This is a genomic window from Vibrio sp. PID17_43 (genome assembly GCF_002608565.1).
Lineage (GTDB): Bacteria > Pseudomonadota > Gammaproteobacteria > Enterobacterales > Vibrionaceae > Vibrio.
Genome location: NZ_LIXM01000002.1, coordinates 59,571 through 77,129, shown reverse-complemented (window position 1 = coordinate 77,129; position 17,559 = coordinate 59,571). Strand labels below are relative to the sequence as shown.

General features: G+C 43.0%; 19 protein-coding genes. 8 read left to right on the top strand and 11 right to left on the bottom strand.

The window, feature by feature from the left end; all coding sequences use genetic code 11:
* Genes fdh3B through AK965_RS01740 form a run of 3 tightly spaced genes read left to right on the top strand, consistent with a single transcriptional unit; the run spans position 1 to position 2,079 of the window.
* Positions 1–609, top strand: a complete 609-nt coding sequence (fdh3B, locus tag AK965_RS01750; protein ID WP_099077993.1) for a formate dehydrogenase FDH3 subunit beta — start codon at positions 1–3, stop codon at positions 607–609.
* A 14-nt stretch (positions 610–623) separates the two neighbouring features.
* Positions 624–1,679: a formate dehydrogenase subunit gamma gene (locus AK965_RS01745; RefSeq protein ID WP_099077992.1), complete on the top strand. Its 1,056-nt coding sequence runs from the start codon at positions 624–626 to the stop codon at positions 1,677–1,679.
* Positions 1,663–2,079, top strand: a complete 417-nt coding sequence (locus AK965_RS01740) for a hypothetical protein (protein WP_099077991.1) — start codon at positions 1,663–1,665, stop codon at positions 2,077–2,079. Before AK965_RS01745 ends, AK965_RS01740 begins: the two co-directional genes overlap by 17 nt.
* 92 nt (positions 2,080–2,171) lie before the next feature.
* On the opposite strand, the gene AK965_RS20365 is transcribed toward AK965_RS01740, so the two are convergent.
* The gene (locus AK965_RS20365; RefSeq protein ID WP_172438039.1) at positions 2,172–2,345 is read right to left on the bottom strand and encodes a hypothetical protein; all 174 of its coding nucleotides are present in this window, start codon (positions 2,343–2,345) and stop codon (positions 2,172–2,174) included.
* 120 nt (positions 2,346–2,465) lie between these two features.
* Here AK965_RS20365 and cobB point away from each other — a divergent pair, with 120 nt between their 5' ends.
* A complete protein-coding gene (cobB, locus tag AK965_RS01735) occupies positions 2,466–3,197 on the top strand; it encodes a Sir2 family NAD+-dependent deacetylase (RefSeq protein WP_099077990.1) in 732 nt (243 codons plus the stop codon).
* A 118-nt stretch (positions 3,198–3,315) separates the two neighbouring features.
* Here cobB and AK965_RS01730 read toward each other — a convergent pair whose 3' ends face one another.
* From AK965_RS01730 to potA, 5 genes are all read right to left on the bottom strand, one after another.
* Positions 3,316–4,353, bottom strand: coding sequence for an extracellular solute-binding protein (locus tag AK965_RS01730; RefSeq protein WP_099077989.1), 1,038 nt, complete (start codon positions 4,351–4,353; stop codon positions 3,316–3,318).
* A gap of 303 nt (positions 4,354–4,656) precedes the next feature.
* The gene (locus AK965_RS01725) at positions 4,657–5,688 is read right to left on the bottom strand and encodes an extracellular solute-binding protein (protein WP_099077988.1); all 1,032 of its coding nucleotides are present in this window, start codon (positions 5,686–5,688) and stop codon (positions 4,657–4,659) included.
* A 103-nt stretch (positions 5,689–5,791) separates the two neighbouring features.
* Positions 5,792–6,562: a spermidine/putrescine ABC transporter permease PotC gene (potC, locus tag AK965_RS01720; protein ID WP_099077987.1), complete on the bottom strand. Its 771-nt coding sequence runs from the start codon at positions 6,560–6,562 to the stop codon at positions 5,792–5,794.
* Positions 6,562–7,422: a spermidine/putrescine ABC transporter permease PotB gene (potB, locus tag AK965_RS01715; RefSeq protein ID WP_099077986.1), complete on the bottom strand. Its 861-nt coding sequence runs from the start codon at positions 7,420–7,422 to the stop codon at positions 6,562–6,564. Before potB ends, potC begins: the two co-directional genes overlap by 1 nt.
* A complete protein-coding gene (potA, locus tag AK965_RS01710; protein ID WP_253252645.1) occupies positions 7,403–8,518 on the bottom strand; it encodes a spermidine/putrescine ABC transporter ATP-binding protein PotA in 1,116 nt (371 codons plus the stop codon). Before potA ends, potB begins: the two co-directional genes overlap by 20 nt.
* A 401-nt stretch (positions 8,519–8,919) precedes the next feature.
* Here potA and AK965_RS01705 point away from each other — a divergent pair, with 401 nt between their 5' ends.
* The 4 genes from AK965_RS01705 (at position 8,920) to ttcA (ending at position 12,313) form a co-directional block, all read left to right on the top strand.
* Positions 8,920–9,711, top strand: coding sequence for a hypothetical protein (locus AK965_RS01705; protein ID WP_099077984.1), 792 nt, complete (start codon positions 8,920–8,922; stop codon positions 9,709–9,711).
* A complete protein-coding gene (locus AK965_RS01700) occupies positions 9,704–10,537 on the top strand; it encodes a glucosaminidase domain-containing protein (RefSeq protein WP_099077983.1) in 834 nt (277 codons plus the stop codon). Before AK965_RS01705 ends, AK965_RS01700 begins: the two co-directional genes overlap by 8 nt.
* Before the next feature lie 19 nt (positions 10,538–10,556).
* Positions 10,557–11,219: a DUF2987 domain-containing protein gene (locus tag AK965_RS01695; RefSeq protein WP_099077982.1), complete on the top strand. Its 663-nt coding sequence runs from the start codon at positions 10,557–10,559 to the stop codon at positions 11,217–11,219.
* A gap of 200 nt (positions 11,220–11,419) precedes the next feature.
* Positions 11,420–12,313 (top strand): tRNA 2-thiocytidine(32) synthetase TtcA, encoded by an 894-nt coding sequence (ttcA, locus tag AK965_RS01690; RefSeq protein WP_099077981.1) that lies wholly within the window; start codon positions 11,420–11,422, stop codon positions 12,311–12,313.
* Between the two features lie 54 nt (positions 12,314–12,367).
* On the opposite strand, the gene uspE is transcribed toward ttcA, so the two are convergent.
* From uspE to AK965_RS01665, 5 genes are all read right to left on the bottom strand, one after another.
* Complete coding sequence (gene uspE, locus AK965_RS01685) at positions 12,368–13,315, bottom strand: universal stress protein UspE (protein WP_099077980.1); 948 nt, start codon at positions 13,313–13,315, stop codon at positions 12,368–12,370.
* A 180-nt stretch (positions 13,316–13,495) separates the two neighbouring features.
* On the bottom strand, positions 13,496–14,242 hold the full coding sequence (locus AK965_RS01680) for an FNR family transcription factor (RefSeq protein WP_099077979.1): 747 nt from the start codon (positions 14,240–14,242) through the stop codon (positions 13,496–13,498).
* A gap of 90 nt (positions 14,243–14,332) precedes the next feature.
* A complete protein-coding gene (locus AK965_RS01675) occupies positions 14,333–15,010 on the bottom strand; it encodes a sulfite exporter TauE/SafE family protein (RefSeq protein WP_099077978.1) in 678 nt (225 codons plus the stop codon).
* Between the two features lie 9 nt (positions 15,011–15,019).
* On the bottom strand, positions 15,020–15,184 hold the full coding sequence (gene ccoS, locus AK965_RS01670) for a cbb3-type cytochrome oxidase assembly protein CcoS (protein ID WP_099077977.1): 165 nt from the start codon (positions 15,182–15,184) through the stop codon (positions 15,020–15,022).
* A 10-nt stretch (positions 15,185–15,194) separates the two neighbouring features.
* On the bottom strand, positions 15,195–17,558 hold the full coding sequence (locus AK965_RS01665; protein WP_099077976.1) for a heavy metal translocating P-type ATPase metal-binding domain-containing protein: 2,364 nt from the start codon (positions 17,556–17,558) through the stop codon (positions 15,195–15,197).
* Position 17,559: the final 1 nt, after the last annotated feature.

Here is a 17,559-nt window from a genome sequence, read left to right as displayed (position 1 = left end):
ATGGCAAGAATGAAATTCCTTTGTGATACCAAGCGCTGTATCGACTGTAATGGTTGTGTGACGGCATGTAAAAACGCAAATACTGAAGCTGTGCCATGGGGTATTCAGCGTCGTCGTGTTGTTACCTTAAATGAAGGCGAGCCAGGTGAGAACTCTATCTCGGTAGCATGCATGCACTGCAGCGATGCACCTTGTATGGCCGTTTGCCCGGCCGATTGTTTTGTTCAAACTAAAGATGGTATCGTCTTACATAACAAAGATTTGTGTATCGGCTGTGGCTATTGTTTATTCGCTTGCCCGTTCGGCGCACCACAGTTTCCAAAACAAAACGCATTTGGGGAAAGAGGGAAAATGGACAAATGTACATTCTGTGCAGGTGGCCCAGATTTACCGCCTAACTCTGAGAAAGAAAAAATGCTTTACGGCTCAAATCGAATCGCAGAAGGCAAACTACCTTTATGTGCGTCAATGTGTTCAACAAAGGCTTTGCTGGCCGGAGACGCTGAAAAAATTTCAGACATCTTTCGTGAACGAGTGGTTGAACGCGGAGCGAAAAACGCAGGTTGGACTGACGGAAACGACCTTTCTTATGATGCGACCAAAAGCTGATCTAGGAGAGACTCATGTTACATTCCATTAAACGTGCGCCTCTGGCAATGCTGTTTGTGTTAACAGCATTGTTGCTGGCTGTGACGTTACCAGTTCATGCAGAAGAGAGCCAAGCTCAACAAATTGTGAAGGCAGAAGTTATCCAACTTGCAGGTGCTGATTTCTGGCGTCAAGTCAGAGATGGAGAGGCAGGTACAACAGGATCCATGTCTCCGGAGCATGAAGTGTTAATCAATACGCCTGGCGAGGCATGGTATTTACTGAAAGAAAAATGGATGTCTCCAGCTGGTGCTGTGGCTATTTTCGGTAGTATCGCAATGGTGATCATGGCTTACTTATTCGTAGGTCCTCTGATGCTAAGTAAGCCTAGAACGGGTAAAAAGATAAAACGCTGGTCTCGATTAGACCGGGCACTTCACTGGAGTATGGCGTTTACATTTTTAACATTGGCATTCAGCGGCTTAATGTTGGTTTACGGTAAACACTTTTTAAAACCATATGTATCGACCGAGTTCTGGGGCTTTGTAGTGATGCTCGCGAAGCAATACCACAACTACATCGGGCCGTTGTTCTTTATCTTGCTCATCTTTGTACTGCTGAAATGGTGGCGCAAATCCATCCCTAATATGACTGACATTCGTTGGTTTATGAAAATGGGTGGTATGGTTGGTAAGCACAAAGGAACGCACCCATCAGCAGGGTTCTCTAACGGTGGTGAGAAAGCAGTCTACTGGTTGCTAATCTTCTTTGGTGCCATCGCCGCGGTCAGTGGCTTAGTTTTGGATTTCCCGATCTTTGGCCAGACTCGTCGTGATATGGAACTGTCTAACCTTATTCACGCAATATCGGCGCTTATTTTGATCTGTGGCTTTATCTTCCACATCTACATTGGTCTGTTCGGTATGGAAGGTGCGCTAGAGGGAATGGTCACTGGTGAAGTCGACGAAACCTGGGCGAAAGAGCACCACGATCTTTGGTATGAAGATGTGAAGTCTCAAGGCGCCATTGGTGACTCAAACGTGGCACAAACGGAAGTAAAAGGAGCGAAAGCGAATGAACAAACATCATAACGGGATTTGGGTTGCATACATCCTGAGCTGTTTGACCCCGTTTACGTTTTTGATCTCAGGCGTTATCGCAATCATTTATGCAGGTTACCGTTTGGATAAAGGTGATGACAGCGATGTGGTGAACTCTCATTACTATGGCTTGATTCGTACTTTTTTCCTTTACCTGACGTTCTTCGTGGTTTTGATCGTAACGGTTGCAACGTCGAATGGTGTATTAATTGGTGTGAGCGACTATTGGGTACACAGTTCACTACTGGATACCATCGCATACTTTATTCCATGGATAGGCATGCTGTTTGCTGCACTAGCGATTCTCGTGTGGTTCCTACGTATGTATCAAGGTATGCAACAGCTACGTAATAATTTGCCTCATCGTCCTTCAACTGGCCCAAATCTGTAAAGAATGATGGTTTCATAAGCGTGAGGCTATAATCGTAAAACCCTCGATATTTATCGAGGGTTTTTTATGCTTATTATCTTTCAAAGCAAGTATTAACAGTTGCCTTTCTTAGCTTGACCAGGAGGACAGAAGTTACCATTACCAGAGTGCTTGCTATCGTTCGTACTCACTTTGACTTTCACGTCGTCAATTTCACCTTCAACGTGTGTGAGTTGACAGCCCGCTAGGGTGGTAAGTAAAAAAAGAGCTAAAACGGCTCGCGTCATTGTTTTTCCTCTCAAAACGAAACATTAGTTAACGTCATTACGACTATGGTCTAATCCATATTACTACTGTTGTTAATCTTCCAGTGTTAAGCTTGTGAAAAAGAACGACAAGGATGAGTTATGAATTTCCCTTATAGAAATATTGTAGTACTAACTGGGGCTGGTATTTCGGCAGAATCCGGTATTCAAACGTTTCGCGCTCAAGATGGCCTATGGGAAAATCATCGCATTGAAGATGTAGCGACACCTGAGGGTTTTGCGCGTGATCCGGATCTGGTCCAAAGTTTTTATAATCAACGCCGAAAAAAACTGCAGGGTGAAGATATACAACCTAATGCCGCACATATCGCGCTAGGACGCCTTGAAGCAGAAATTTCGGGCAAAGTGACTGTCATTACCCAAAATATCGACAACCTTCATGAAAGAGGCGGCAGCAGCAACATTATTCATATGCATGGTGAGTTACTAAAGGCTCGTTGTAGTGAATCAAATCAAGTCATTGAGCATTCGAAAGACATTCAAACCGGTGAGCTGTGCCATTGTTGCCAAATTCCTTCACAAATGCGTCCACACATAGTGTGGTTTGGTGAAATGCCTTTGCGAATGGGAGAAATCTATGCCGCCCTAGAAGAGGCAGATTTGTTCATTTCTATCGGTACCTCTGGCGTTGTGTATCCCGCTGCAGGTTTTGTTCATGACGCGAAGATGCATGGTGCGCATACCATTGAAATCAATTTAGAACCAAGTGCAGTCGAGAGTGAGTTTGAAGAGAAACGTTACGGCAAAGCAAGCGTTGAAGTGCCAAAATTGGTTGCCGAAATTCTTGCGCTAGAAAACGAAGCTAGCGCTTAAACAAACGTGTAGGACACAAATATTCCTATGCATTGTGTTTTGGACCGGGTACTTGTCCATACTCCAGATACAAGAAAAGCGACCGAAGCCGCTTTTCTAAACTAATTCGACAGACTGATTAGTTGTCTACTTTTAGTTTTTGGAAGTACTCATCGTAAAGCACGCTTGCTTCACCAACTTCATCTTGCCATGTGCCGCTGTCCATCACTTCTTGTGGTGGGAAGATACTTGGATCGTTAGCAAATTCTTTCGGTAGTAGCTCGTGTGCGGTTTTCACTGGAGTAGGGTAACCAATCTCTAGTGCAATCTTAGCTGCGTTTTCTGGACGTAATAGGAAGTCAATCATCTTATGCGCAGCATCAACGTTCTTAGCGCCAGCTGGAATTGCTAGGCTGTCCATCCAGAAGATAGAGCCTTTTTCTGGCCAGATGATGTCGATGTTCGCGCCTTCTTGACGAGCCATGTATGCAGAGCCATTCCAAAGCATACCAAGTGAAACTTCGCCTGCTAGGTATGGGTTCGCTGGGAAGTCTGAGTTAAATACCAATACGTTTGGCATTAGCTTCTTCAGCTCTTCGTAAGCGGCTTTTATTTCATCTGGGTTTGTTGTGTTAGGTGAGTAACCAAGCTTACTCAATGCAATGTGGAATACTTCGCGAGAATCATCCATCAGCATCAGTTGGCCTTCCCACTTGCTGTCCCAGAAATCATCCCATTTAGTCACAGAAGACTTATCTAGCATGTCTGCATTGATACCAATACCCGTCGCACCCCAAATGTATGGGATAGAGTAGTTGTTATTCGGGTCGAACGGTTTGTTCAGGAAGTTAGTGTCTAGATCAGCAAAATGAGACAATTTCTCTTTGTTGATCTGTTGCAGCATGCCTTCTTTACGCATTTTTGATACGAAATAGGTAGACGGTACTACCAAGTCGTAACCAGAACCTTGAGTTTTCAACTTTGCGTACATGCTTTCATTAGACTCGTACGTAGAGTAGATGACCTTGATCCCAGTTTCTTTTGTAAAGTCTTCAAGAACTTCATTTGGAATATATTCCGACCAGTTGTAGAAATAAAGTTCTTGATCAGCCGCCATTGCAGGGGTAGCGATTAGAGTCGCTGCACACAGTGCGCTTGCGTAGAATTTACTTTTCATTTGTTTTCCGTTTTGTTCAGCAATAGCACATACCAACACCGGATAGTATTGATAGACCCATTGCGATAAGCACAATCCTGTTTATTCGGATCACCAACCTCAATCATTATTGGATAAATAGGTGACAATGTTTGAAGCCGCGTCAAATAAACCTGGCTACGTTTACCTAAATAACCTCGAATTCGAAATAGTGATGACACTCTGAACCCTCAAGTTAATAGGGTATAAAAGTATATCAGTCAATGACAAAAATAGGCAGCGTATTGCTGCCTATTTTTTTTAGTAGATGCCTTTTTAAGCAGATTATTGACCCGCTTTCAGCTTCAGGAAGTAGTCTTCGTATTTCACTGTCATGTCACCGACAGAATCTTGCCATTCAACTCGGTCAAGATCTTCTTGAGAAGGGAACAGTGGAGCAACGTCTTTGAACTTCGCGTTAGATTCTGCAACCGCTGTTAGATAACCAGTATCACGAGAGATTTGCTCAGCAATTTCTGGACGCAGTAAGAAGTCGATCATTTTGTGAGCAGCATCTACGTTTTTAGCACCAGAAGAGATAGCAAAGTTATCAACCCAACCGATACCACCTTCTTTAGGGAATACAAGCTTCAGGTTCATGCCTTCGTTTTGAGCTGCTGCCGCACTACCATTCCAAAGCATACCAACACCAACTTCACCAGACATGTAAGGTGCGCCTGGGTTGTCAGAGTTAAATACTAGTACGTTTGGCATTAGCTTTTGCAGCTCTGCGTATGCTTCGTCAATCTGTTTTGGATCTGTGGTGTTACCAGAGTAACCCAGTTTGCGCAGTGCAATGTGGAATACTTCACGAGTATCGTCCATCAGCATTACTTGACCTTCAAGCTCAGATTTCCATAAGTCAGCCCAGCTTTGGAAGTCATTTGGATCGTACATGTCAGCATTCACTGCTAGACCTGTAATCGCAACAACGTGTGGAATAGAGTAGTCATTCTTTGGATCGAAAGGCTTATCTAGGTAATTTGTATCTAGGTTGCCGAGGTTTTTCAGCTTAGACTTGTCGATTTTTTGTAGCATACCTTCATCACGCATCTTTGCGACGAAGTAAGTTGAAGGTACGACTAGATCATAACCTTGGTTATGAGTTTTTAGCTTTGCATACAACGTTTCATTCGACTCGTAAGTCGAGTAGATAACCTTGATGCCAGTTTCTTTGGTAAATTGCTCTAGGATATTACTGTTAATGTAAGGACCCCAGTTCATAAATACCAATTCTTTGTCGTCCGCTGCCGCTGAACCAGAGAACAGAGAAAGCGCACATGCACTACCAGCTAATAGAGTAGCCCATTTTTTCATTGACGTTAGCTCCAAACCAAACGTTGTCCAATTAACTGGACGATAGATAGAAAAACAGAATGGGATGTAACCATTCTGTTTGATGATTTGACGGTGGTAGATTTTACTTTACTTTTTCTCTTGCTAGCAACTGAGAAATCACTACCAAAATCAAAGATACAATCAACATAACCGTCGCTAATGCATTCACCTCAGGTGAAATGCCTACCTTCACCATTGAATAGATCTTCAATGGTAGGATTTCATAGGTTGGTCCTGTTACAAACGAGCTGATAATCACATCGTCTAGAGACAGGGTGAAGCTTAGCAACCAACCTGCGGCTACCGCTGGTTTAGCAAGAGGAAGGATAATCTGTTTTAAGATAACCCATTCACTTGCACCAAGGTCTTTTGCCGCTTCTAACATTTTCACATCAAATCCGTTTAGTCGGCTATATACTGTTACCACAACAAATGGTAAGCAGAAAGTGATGTGAGCAATTAATAAAGTAAAGAAGCCAAGTTGTGCGCCTAATACTAGGAACAGAGCCAACAATGAAATGGCCATCACGATATCAGGTGACATCATTACAACAAACAACATGCCGTTGACTGCACCTTTACCTTTAAATGAGTAACGGAATAGGGCAACGGCGGTCAAACTACCAATAAGTGTAGCAGCCGTTGCGGAAAATACCGCAACATTTAGTGAATGCCATGCAGCTTGCATTAAACTGTCGTTATTTACTAACGTTTCATACCATTTGGTCGTGAAACCACCCCATTTCATACCAAACTTATTGGCATTAAATGAGTTAACAATTAAGACGATAATTGGCAGATACAAAAATGCGTATACCAGCGTCATAAAGCTAAATCTAACTGTGCGTCCCATTAGTCTAGCTCCACCTTCTTATTCAATAGTTTACCTGCGCGATAGTAGGCGTACAGCATAATAGCCATTGCGACGGTTAGGGCAATACTGGTTGCTGCACCAAATGGCCAGTCACGAGCGTTCAATACTTGGCTTTTAATTACGTTACCAATCAGTAGGTTCTTCGCACCGCCTAAAAGGTCAGAGATGTAGAACATACCTAGTGCTGGAAGCAGTACCAATAGACAGCCGCCGATAATACCAGGCATTGTCAACGGTAAAATGACTTTAGTAATCGTTTGGATTTTGTTCGCACCAAGATCTTTTGCAGCTTCAATATACGTGTTGTCTAACTTTTCGATTGCCGAGTAAAGCGGCAGAATCATAAACGGAAGCAAGATATAAACGAGACCGATCATAACCGCTGTTTCGGTGTACATTAAGCGCAGTGGCTTATCGATGATTTCCATTGCCATCAGTGATTTGTTCAAAATGCCTTGGGTACCAAGAACAATCTTAAGTCCGTAAGTACGGATCAGAGAGTTGGTCCAAAACGGTACAATCACCAAAAACAACATGAACGGACGCCATCTTTCAGGCATCTTCGCTACGATATAAGCAAATGGGTAACCAATCACTAGACATAACAACGTCGCAATGATCGCCATGTAGAAAGAGTGCATTAGCACTTTCGCATACAGGGGATCCAGTAGACGAAGGTAGTTGTCGAAGGTAAACGTTAATTCAATTAGATTCGCTTCATCACGTGTCAGGAAGCTTGTACCGATTATCATTAGATTCGGGATCAACACAAAAAGTGTTAGCCAACCAACAATTAGGGTAATGATCGCGTTCTGAAGATTAAGCTTCTTGCTGATCATTTAGTACTACCTCCCAGCTCTCAACCCAAGTAATCGCGACTTTCTGGCCGAGAGAGTGGTCCACATCAGGATCATCCTCGTTAAAGAATTCGCTTACCATCACGCGCATACCTGAATCCAGCTCAATTACGGAATCCAATGTCATACCTTTATAGGTACGTTCAGTCACGTGACCTACGATGCCTTTTTCTTCTGACTCTTTAATCTCTTCGATGCGCAAGTCTTCTGGGCGAAGTAGTACTTGTAGTTTGTCACCGGCTTGTGCTTCTCCGTCGAAGTATACCACCGCTTCAACACCTTCGATTTCTGCTCGAATGCGTTTCTCATCGATACGCTCAAGCATGGTCGTGTTGAATACGTTGATCTCACCGATAAAGCGAGCCACAAAGAGGTTTTTAGGCTCTTCGTATATTTCACGTGGAGAGCCATCTTGTTCAATGACACCATCACGCATAACGATAATGCGGTCAGACATTGATAGGGCTTCTTCCTGATCGTGAGTTACAAAGATAAAGGTAATTCCTAGCTGACGTTGAAGTTGTTTTAGCTCGATCTGCATTTGTTTACGTAGTTTGTAATCAAGAGCAGATAGAGATTCATCTAGCAGCAGTACCTTAGGTTTGTTAACAACGGCACGAGCAATCGCGATGCGTTGTTGTTGTCCACCTGAAAGTTGATGAGGCTTACGCTGCGCCATTTTTTCTAGGCGTACCATTCGTAGCGCTTCCATCACGCGTGGTTCGATCTCAGCAGCAGGTGTTTTCTGCATACGAAGACCAAATGCAACGTTTTCGAACACAGTCATATGAGGAAAGAGCGCATAACTCTGAAATACTGTGTTGACGTGCCTTTGCTCTGCAGGAACCTGGGTTACATCGTGATCATCTAAAACGATTTGACCGTTGTCTGCCGTTTCAAAACCCGCGATCATGCGTAAAACTGTTGTTTTACCACAACCAGAAGGGCCAAGAATCGTCAGAAACTCACCATGATTAACATCCAGATTTAAATTACCGATGATTTCCTTACCATCGAAACTTTTGCTAATACCAGATAGACGAACTACTGGCTTTCCTGCTTGCTGTTTAGCGTTCAACGTCTGTATTTCTCCCACGTTCAAATTGGGTTTGGACCAATTGATGTGACATTAGTCATTCACTTTTGAGGCGCGCATGATAATCACCAAAATTGTGAAATCAAAGCATTTTCTTATCTTGAAACAGAAAAAATTTTGCAGGCAAAAGTAAACAATCCTTACCATACTGTTTTTACAGGTATATAAACGACATTGTTACAATCTGTTAAGCCAATTTTTAAATCAGCAATTGTTTTCAATTTCATAAGCTTGCAAGTGATTAATTATTGACCAAATCACAGATATTGCAAGTTTAATAAGTGGATTATGATTTTAGACATCGACAGATTTCTTTATAATGAGCGTAATATTAATACACTGGTTTTCCAGAAAAATTTTTACATGTTAGCCTTGGACGATATATGAACAACGATTTTGAGAAAGACTTCAATCTTGGAGGGAGTGTAGAGCGAGCTCTTTCTGGTCAATACGAACTAAAAGCGGGTGCCGTTTTTAGCGAAGCTTGGCGCACGACTATTCAGCAATTTTTATCATTTTCGCCTGCAATTATCCTGCTACTTTTTGTCCAACTGGGTATTTTCTATATTGCGCTCCAACTGCAGTTGGGTGACCCAAGCGTTATTTTAGATGCGTTGCAAAATCCAGAGTCTTTTACTAGTGACATTGTTACCGCCATTTATGTCGCAAACTTTAGTTACGAAGTGATCAGTGCGCCGATTTACGCCGGTGTTAGCCTAATGGCGATGAGCCATGTTGCAGGCTTGAAGACCAAAGTTCGTCATGTAGGAAAGGGGCTTCAGTTTACCATTCCGGTCATTTTGGCTACGTTATTTAGTTTAGTGCTGCAAGGTGCGGTGGGTGCAATTTTTCCATTGCTATCCCTCTATTTATCTTTAGCATTTAGCCATTCGATTTTGCTAATTTGTGAAAAGCGAGTCCCTCCAATGCAATCGCTGCTACTGTCGCTTCGAGCTATAAACAAAAAGATTTTTGTGGTTGCAGGGCTTTACTTAAGCGTCATGTTGATGTTTATTATTGCGGCAATGTTCTATGGTATAGGCCTCATTTTCGTATTACCGTTCTTCTTCCATTTAAAGGGAATTCTGTACCGCGAAATGTTTGGTATCAAATTGAAGATCGTAGCAACACAGCAAAACGATCACGATGGTAACTCTCAGGTGTTTAATGCCTAAATCCTTAAAATCAATGAGTTTACGAGTGACGGCTATCTTAATAGCCGCCACTTTTGCTTCTGTAGGCCCTTATTTGCACTACGACCGCGAATATCGCAATGCAATCGACCCGCAAGTCGTGCAAGGTCCTGTTTCATATCCGGATTTTTCGCACCTTCCACACATAGGTGAGATCCCGGACTTCAATTCGATTAAAGATACGAAAGACAAAAAGGCAGCGTTCTTTGATTTCCTTCGTCCTAAAATTGCGTTAGAAAATCAACGTATCGAGAAAGAGCGAGCATTTTTAACGTCATTACAGGTTGGAGATGTGACTTCCGAGCAAACGTCTTATGCAGAGCGTTTGGCTGCACTTTATTCTTTCCCACTAGACGACAACACAGTCACGCAAACTTGGTTGGATGAAATGTTCAAGCGTGTAAATGTGTTGCCAGAAGCTTTAGTATTAACTCAAGCTGCGAATGAATCTGCGTGGGGGACCTCTCGTTTTGCTACTCAAGCGAACAACTTGTTTGGTCAATGGTGTTATAAGAAGGGCTGTGGAATTGTTCCTGCAAAACGTGGCGCCGGTAACACACATGAAGTAAAGATGTTTGATACTGTACAGGAGTCTGTACACGGCTACTTTATGAATGTTAATCGTAACCGTGCTTATGCTGACTTGCGTGATATACGCGCTAACTTAGCAGGGAAACAAAAGGATTTGTTATCTGTGGCGACAGCATCAGAGCTGACACATGGTTTGCTCGCATATTCAGAACGCGGTATCGGATACGTTAATGACTTGCGTGCGATGATTCGTCACAATAACGCTTACTGGATATAATAAAAGAAATAACGATTCAATGAAGAAGTTAAGCCTAAGTTTACTAGGCAGTGCGATGTTGGTGTTAGTATCGCCTGCGACTCACGCTCAAGAGTACATGTTTACGTACTCTAAGCTCTACACGCAACTAAAGAACAATAACAAAGAAGGTAATGATGATGTAAAAGTCGGCATTTTCTTTGTGGATTCTAAAACTAAGCAGTTGTGTGAGATAGAAAAAGCATGGATGGAAAAAGAAGAGCATTACGAAGAGTTCGTGATTCCAGCGACTAAAGAGCTGCCGCTCCCTGTCGACAAAAACCTTAAATCAGCAAATCCGTTGGTGTTTGTGCACACATCAAAAGACACGCGCTGTGATTATTCATTAGTAGTAATGACGAAAGAAGTACTACAGGGTAACGTATCTTACGAACAACTTACGCCACTTATTCCACAAATGCAGACCCTGTTAGAAGATCTAGGTGGTATGTTTGCTAATTGGTTCACTCCAGAAGTACAAGGTGTCACGATGGAGTTCGCAAACAAACTCAATGACACAATTACTTTCTCTAACGGCTCAATAAAGGAGATTGTTAATGGCAAAGTACAAGTGGCATTGAGCGAAATTGGAGAGGGCGGGTATATGACTTTGCCACAGCCAACGACTCGCGTATTACCTTATCTACCAAACGCAACAAAGTAATCGCGATTTGATTTTTAAAGAGCTGCAATAGCAGCTCTTTGTTATTTATAACGCTCTTCGACCTCTTTTCGTGCGATTTATTGATGGACTCCATCACACAAAGATTTAATCCTACGTAAAAAGCCCGTATAATCCACGCCCCAAAGAAACCCATGTTAGGAAGTCCTACAGTCGATTTTTCGGCGATGTGAGAGCCCGTGATGAACCAAACAGATACAAGAAAAGAAACCCTTGAATTCAACAAGCTTCAGAAACGTCTAAGAAGACATGTTGGAAATGCCATTGCAGATTACAACATGATTGAAGAAGGTGATGTTGTGATGGCATGTATAAGCGGTGGTAAAGATTCATTTGCGATGCTTGATATCCTGCTGAATCTACAAAAGGCTGCGCCTATTAAATTTGAAGTAGTTGCGGTTAACCTTGATCAGAAGCAACCAGGCTTCCCAGAGCACATTCTGCCGGACTACTTTGAAACACTGAACATTCCTTATTACATCGTCGATAAAGATACATACTCCGTTGTGAAAGAGAAGGTGCCAGAAGGTAAAACGACTTGTGGCCTATGCTCACGTCTACGTCGTGGTACGCTTTACTCTTTTGCTGAGAAGATTGGTGCAACTAAGCTAGCACTTGGTCACCATATGGACGACATTGTTGAGACGATGTTCTTAAACATGTTCCACGGTTCTCGCTTAAAAGCGATGCCACCAAAGCTACGCTCTGATGATGGCCGTAACGTTGTTATTCGCCCTCTAACTTACTGTCGCGAAAAAGACTTAATTAAGTACGCAGAACACAAAGAATTCCCAATTATTCCTTGTAATCTGTGTGGCTCACAAGAGAACCTTCAGCGTCAATCAATCAAAGCGATGCTGATTGAATGGGATAAGAAGACGCCTGGCCGAGTCGAAGCGATCTTCAAATCAATTCAGAATGTAAGCCCAAGTCAACTGGCGGACCGCGAATTGTTTGATTTTGTGAATCTTCCGTTGGATCGTGAAGGCAATCGCGAAGAATATGAATTTAGTGAAGCGGTGGTATCTTCGACAAACATTGATGAGTCCATGTTTATCGATGTCACTAACATCTAAATCAAAATCCCCCAATAATTGGGGGATTTTGATTTCTAGCGGTAAAAAATAACATTACGAGGCAGTGTTAGGATCAAGGGGACTAATGTAACCGTTCGGTTTCAAGGCCAATACATCGCAATTGATTTTATCAATTACATGTTCCGCGGTATTACCGATAAACACAGCTGATAAGCCTGTACGCCCTGTAGTACCAAGGATCACCATCGCTGCATTTAGCTTTTCTGCCGTTGCTGGAATGATATCTTCTGGTAAACCTTGTTCAACGATGGTTTGCTCTTCGTTCAAACCATGTTTTTGACGAAGTGCTTTCATTGCCGTTAAATGATGCCCACGAACGGCATCGGTATAAGTTGTTGGGTCGAATTCTGGCAATTCAATGGTAATGTTAGCTGGAGTGACTGGGTAAGCATTAACGAGGAATGGTTCAGCGTCGAGTCGATTGCTGATTTCTTTAAGACGCTCTACCATCGAGTCATTCAGGTCAATATGAGTTGGGTTTTCAGAACCAACGTGAACAGAAGCAAGAATTCTTGCATGCTCAGGCCAATCCGCATTTTTGATGAGAAGTACCGGGCTAGGGCACTTACGTAACAAATGCCAATCTGTTGGCGTGAAAATGACAGATTCTAGAACGTCGTGTTTACGAGTTCCTTTGATCACTATATCGTGATCACCAGCGAACACTTCAGCAATGATTGCTTCATAAGGGCGATTATGCCAAACAACACAAACATCAAAGTCGAATCCATCTTCTAAATACGGCTGGGCAATCTTACGCATCCACAGTTCGCGTTGATGGATAACCCCCCGACGCATAGCATCTCTTTCATCAACCGATAGCATTGAAGTCATATCATACGAAAAATCGTAGATTGAAAGAAAGAAAGTGATTCGGCTTCGGGATACACTTTTTTGAGCTAATTGAACTGCTCTTGCAAGAGCTGGCTGCTCATCATGATTGATGTCAGCAACAACAAGAATCTTACTGTATATACTCATAACTAAGCCCACTTATGTTGTAGAACCAATTACTGAAAATAAGATAAATCAGTATATTGGAGTACACAAGGTACATTTTTAATGTAGCTCAGTTTAAGTGATATATAGAGGAATTTTTAAGGGATTTTGGAAGAAATATGATGTAGCTCATTTACGAGCTACATCAATTGATAGGAAAATTTAATTTTTACTTACACCAGCAAGTTCCATCAATGCATCATGATCTAATATTGTGATGTACTTACCCTTCACGCTCAGAATTTCAGATTTCTGGAAGCGCCCAAGTAGTCGGCTAATGGTTTCAACGGTTAGACCAAGATAGTTACCAATGTCACCACGTGTCATGGTCAAACGAAACTCTCTAGGACTAAAGCCACGTTGCGAGAAACGCGTTGATAGGTTGTACAAGAAAGCCGCCAAACGTTCTTCCGCATTCTTTTTGGAAAGGAGCAGAATCATTTCTTGATCTCCTTTAATCTCATTGCTCATCAGACGCATGATTTGTTGACGAAGCTTAGGCATCTTTCCTGATAAGTCATCAAGGATCTCGTATGGGATCTCACACACCATAGAAGTTTCTAGTGCTTGAGCAAAACTAGGGTGACAATCACCGGTAATTGCATCAAAACCGACTAGATCTCCCGCTAAGTGAAATGCTGTGATCTGTTCATCGCCTTGCTCAGTAATCGTGTAGCTCTTAATCGTTCCGGAGCGAATCGCGTACAGCGATTTAAGCTCATCACCCGCTTTGAAAAGTTCTTGCCCTTTTTGGATAGGCTTTTTTCGCTCGATGATTTGATCCAACTGATCAAGTTCAGACTCATTCAGTGTGAACGGAATACACAACTGGCTAATGCTACAATCTTGGCAATGAATCGCGCAACCGCCTGATTGGATGCGCTTTGTTGCAGGCTTTTCAGAAATCATAACAACCTTTCACTATTTGATATACATCAATATTTTATCACTGCTTAAGCATAAAGGGTAGCAAAAATATTGATGAGAATGACTTCAAGATTAGCTGAAACCAAGCATTACCATCGCACCGAATGCGGTATATAGACCATAAGTGATTAAGATTAAGGCTGAAATATTTCTAAATATTACAGACTTTTGAAGCTTTTTGAATTGAGTTGCGCCATAACCAACGGTTAGCATTGATGGGAGTGTGCCCAGGCCAAAGGCTAACATGATTAAACCGCCATTCATTGCACCACCGGACACCGCTGACCAAGTCAACGCAGAATACACTAAACCACAAGGTAACCACCCCCAAATAAAGCCAAATGATAGTGCATGAATAGGGCGCTTTAATGGCAATAATTTCTTACCTACGGGAGAGATATACTTCCAAATATATTGACCAACTTTTTCTATTAACAGTAGGCCTTGCCACCATTTAGCAATATACAGAGCGACCAAAATCATAAACATTGCAGCGATAAAACGAAGCCAAGCTAAAGGCTGAGTCAACCCACTAAGCTCAGAAAGACCGGAAACCATGCCACCCACGAGCGTACCAATAACGGCATAACTCAAGAGGCGCCCCACATTATAAAAGAGCGGAATTAATGAGGATGGCGTGTGGTTTGGTGTGCTCATGGAGAGAAGCGATGCGATACCACCGCACATCCCGATACAATGACCGGCCCCAACGAGACCGATCATAAAAGCTCCAATAAAGTCTGGACTCATATAATAAGGCTAGGATTTTTTGTTATGTGTTTTTTCTTCTTCACCCAATAGGATGTTGTGACCTTGCCGCTCAAGGTCTTCGAACTGATCGCTACGAACGGCCCAAAGAAATACGGCGGCAGCTACACAAACCAATACAATGGCGATAGGGATTAATATGTAAAGACTTTCCATGTTAGCTCTCTTACTTTTCTTTAAGCAGTCTCAAAGAGTTCGAAACTACAACTATAGAGCTCGCAGACATGCCAACTACAGCAACATACGGTGCGACGAGACCTGCGACTGCCAGCGGCAAAATTAACAGGTTGTAACCCAAAGACCAAGCTAAGTTTTCTCGAATTATCTTTCTTGTACGTATCGCAAGCAATCTGGCTTCCAATAACTTTTCCAAATTGTCGCCAAGAAGCGTCATATCAGCAGAAGCTTTCGCTACATCGGTTCCACTACCCATTGCAACTGAAAGGTGGGCACCCGCCAATGTAGGCGCATCGTTAATACCGTCCCCGACCATCATCGTGATGTCGTTTTGATCTAGACTCTTAAGGTATGCGAGTTTGTCTTCCGGTTTTGCAGAGGCGATTACATGATCAATACCGACTTCGTTCGCAACCGGTTGTGCATTTTGCCGTGAATCACCAGTCAGCAATGTGGTTTTAATACCCGCATCCGCGAAACGTTGGATAAACGCTCGGCTTTCTTTACGGATTGGGTCACGATAATAGAATGTAGACACATGGCTATCATTTACCGATAAGTAAACGGCATTACTTTCATCTCTGGCTTCACCGAGCACAAATGCGGCACTACCAATCTTTACGGTTTTATTTCCCCATGCGCCTTGAATACCTGAGCCGATGATATTTTGAACGTCAGTTACAGCCACATCCTGTTTTCCAAAGCTAGAAAAGGCGCGAGCAATAGGGTGGTTAGCGTGGGCTTCAAGCGCTGCTGCAATCGCAAGACTATCTCTATCGGTGAGCACGCCAAACGTTTTAGTCTCGCTGATTTCGATGTCCCCTTTGGTCAAAGTGCCAGTTTTATCCACCACAAGGTGATTGATCTTACAAAGCGTTTCGAATACATGTCCTTTACGCAGTAGGATACCAAAATTCCCCATGCGAGAAGTGGCACAGGTTAGAGCCGTTGGTGTTGCCAACGATAGCGCACATGGACAAGTTGCAACCAAAACAGAAAGCATGATCCAGAATGCATCATCTGGCTTGGTTTGATGCCAGTAGAACCACGTTCCTGCAGAGATAAACAGAATCACACCAACAAAGTAACGCGCTACTATATCCGCAATCTCGGCGATCTTAGGCTTGGAGTGTTGTGCTTCGTCTTGCAGGCGTACGATATTAGAAATCATCGAATCCGCTTTTGAGTTGGTGACTTCAAGCTCAAAAGATTCTTCGCCATTTAGTGTGCCGGCATAGACAGCATCGCCAGCTTTTTTTACGACATGAACAGATTCACCTGTAAGCATAGATTCATCAATGTGGATCCGCCCAGAAATGACTTTTCCGTCTGCAGGAATATGCTCACCAGGAAGGACACGAATGCGGTCGCCGACCTTTAGAGTCTTAACTGGAATTTGCTCGCCTTCGAGAGTGGTTGCAATTGCTGGAATGAGTTTCAACAGATTTCCACTTGCCGCAGCGGCTTTTCTTCGAGCGCGCATCTCCAGAAAGCGGCCAACCAACAAAAAGAAGGTAAACATCGAAATGGACTCAAAGAATACCTCTCCTTGTTCTGTTGCGGTCGCAATTAAACTTGCCACGTAGGCGAAGATCAATGCTATAGAGACCGGTACGTCCATGCCCAACGTTCGACCTCGAATGCTTCGCCAAGCATTAAGATAGAATGGCAGTGCGGAATAAAGGAGCACAGGAGTGGCAAAGATCAAACTTACCCAACGGAAATAGTTTTTGAATTCAGGCTCTAGGTCACCAAAGACCTCGAGATACAGAGCGACAGCCAACATCATTACCTGCATCGTCGCCAGGCCTGCGATACCCAAGCGATAAAGGTATTGTTTCATCGTGCGATGATAAGAAGCTTCTTGTTTATCTGCTTCAAACGGAGCCGCTTTATAACCCAACTTATGAATAACTGAAAGCAACTCACTTAAGCGAACTTGTGTTTTGTCCCATGCAAGAAGTGCACGGTTAGTGGTCGTGTTGACACGAATAGATACTAAGCCTTTTGCATTTGAGACTTGTTTCTCAATTAACCAAGCACAAGCGGCACAGGAAACACCGTCTAAAGAAAGGGTGACCTCAGAGATATTTTCATGGTTACGCACGAACTCTGATTGGACCTCTTCGTTGTCATAGTGAACCAAAGCTTGAAGTTGCTCAGGCACTAAATCAGCCTTTTCAGCTGGAGCCGTTCGGTATTGGTAGTAGGAGACAAGGCCACTGTCGATAATGGTTTGTGCCACAGTTTCACAACCTGGGCAGCACATATCGCGAATTTCATCTAATATCTCTACTTTGAAATCCGTGTTGGCTGGTACATCGTCACCACAGTGATAACAGGATTTACACATA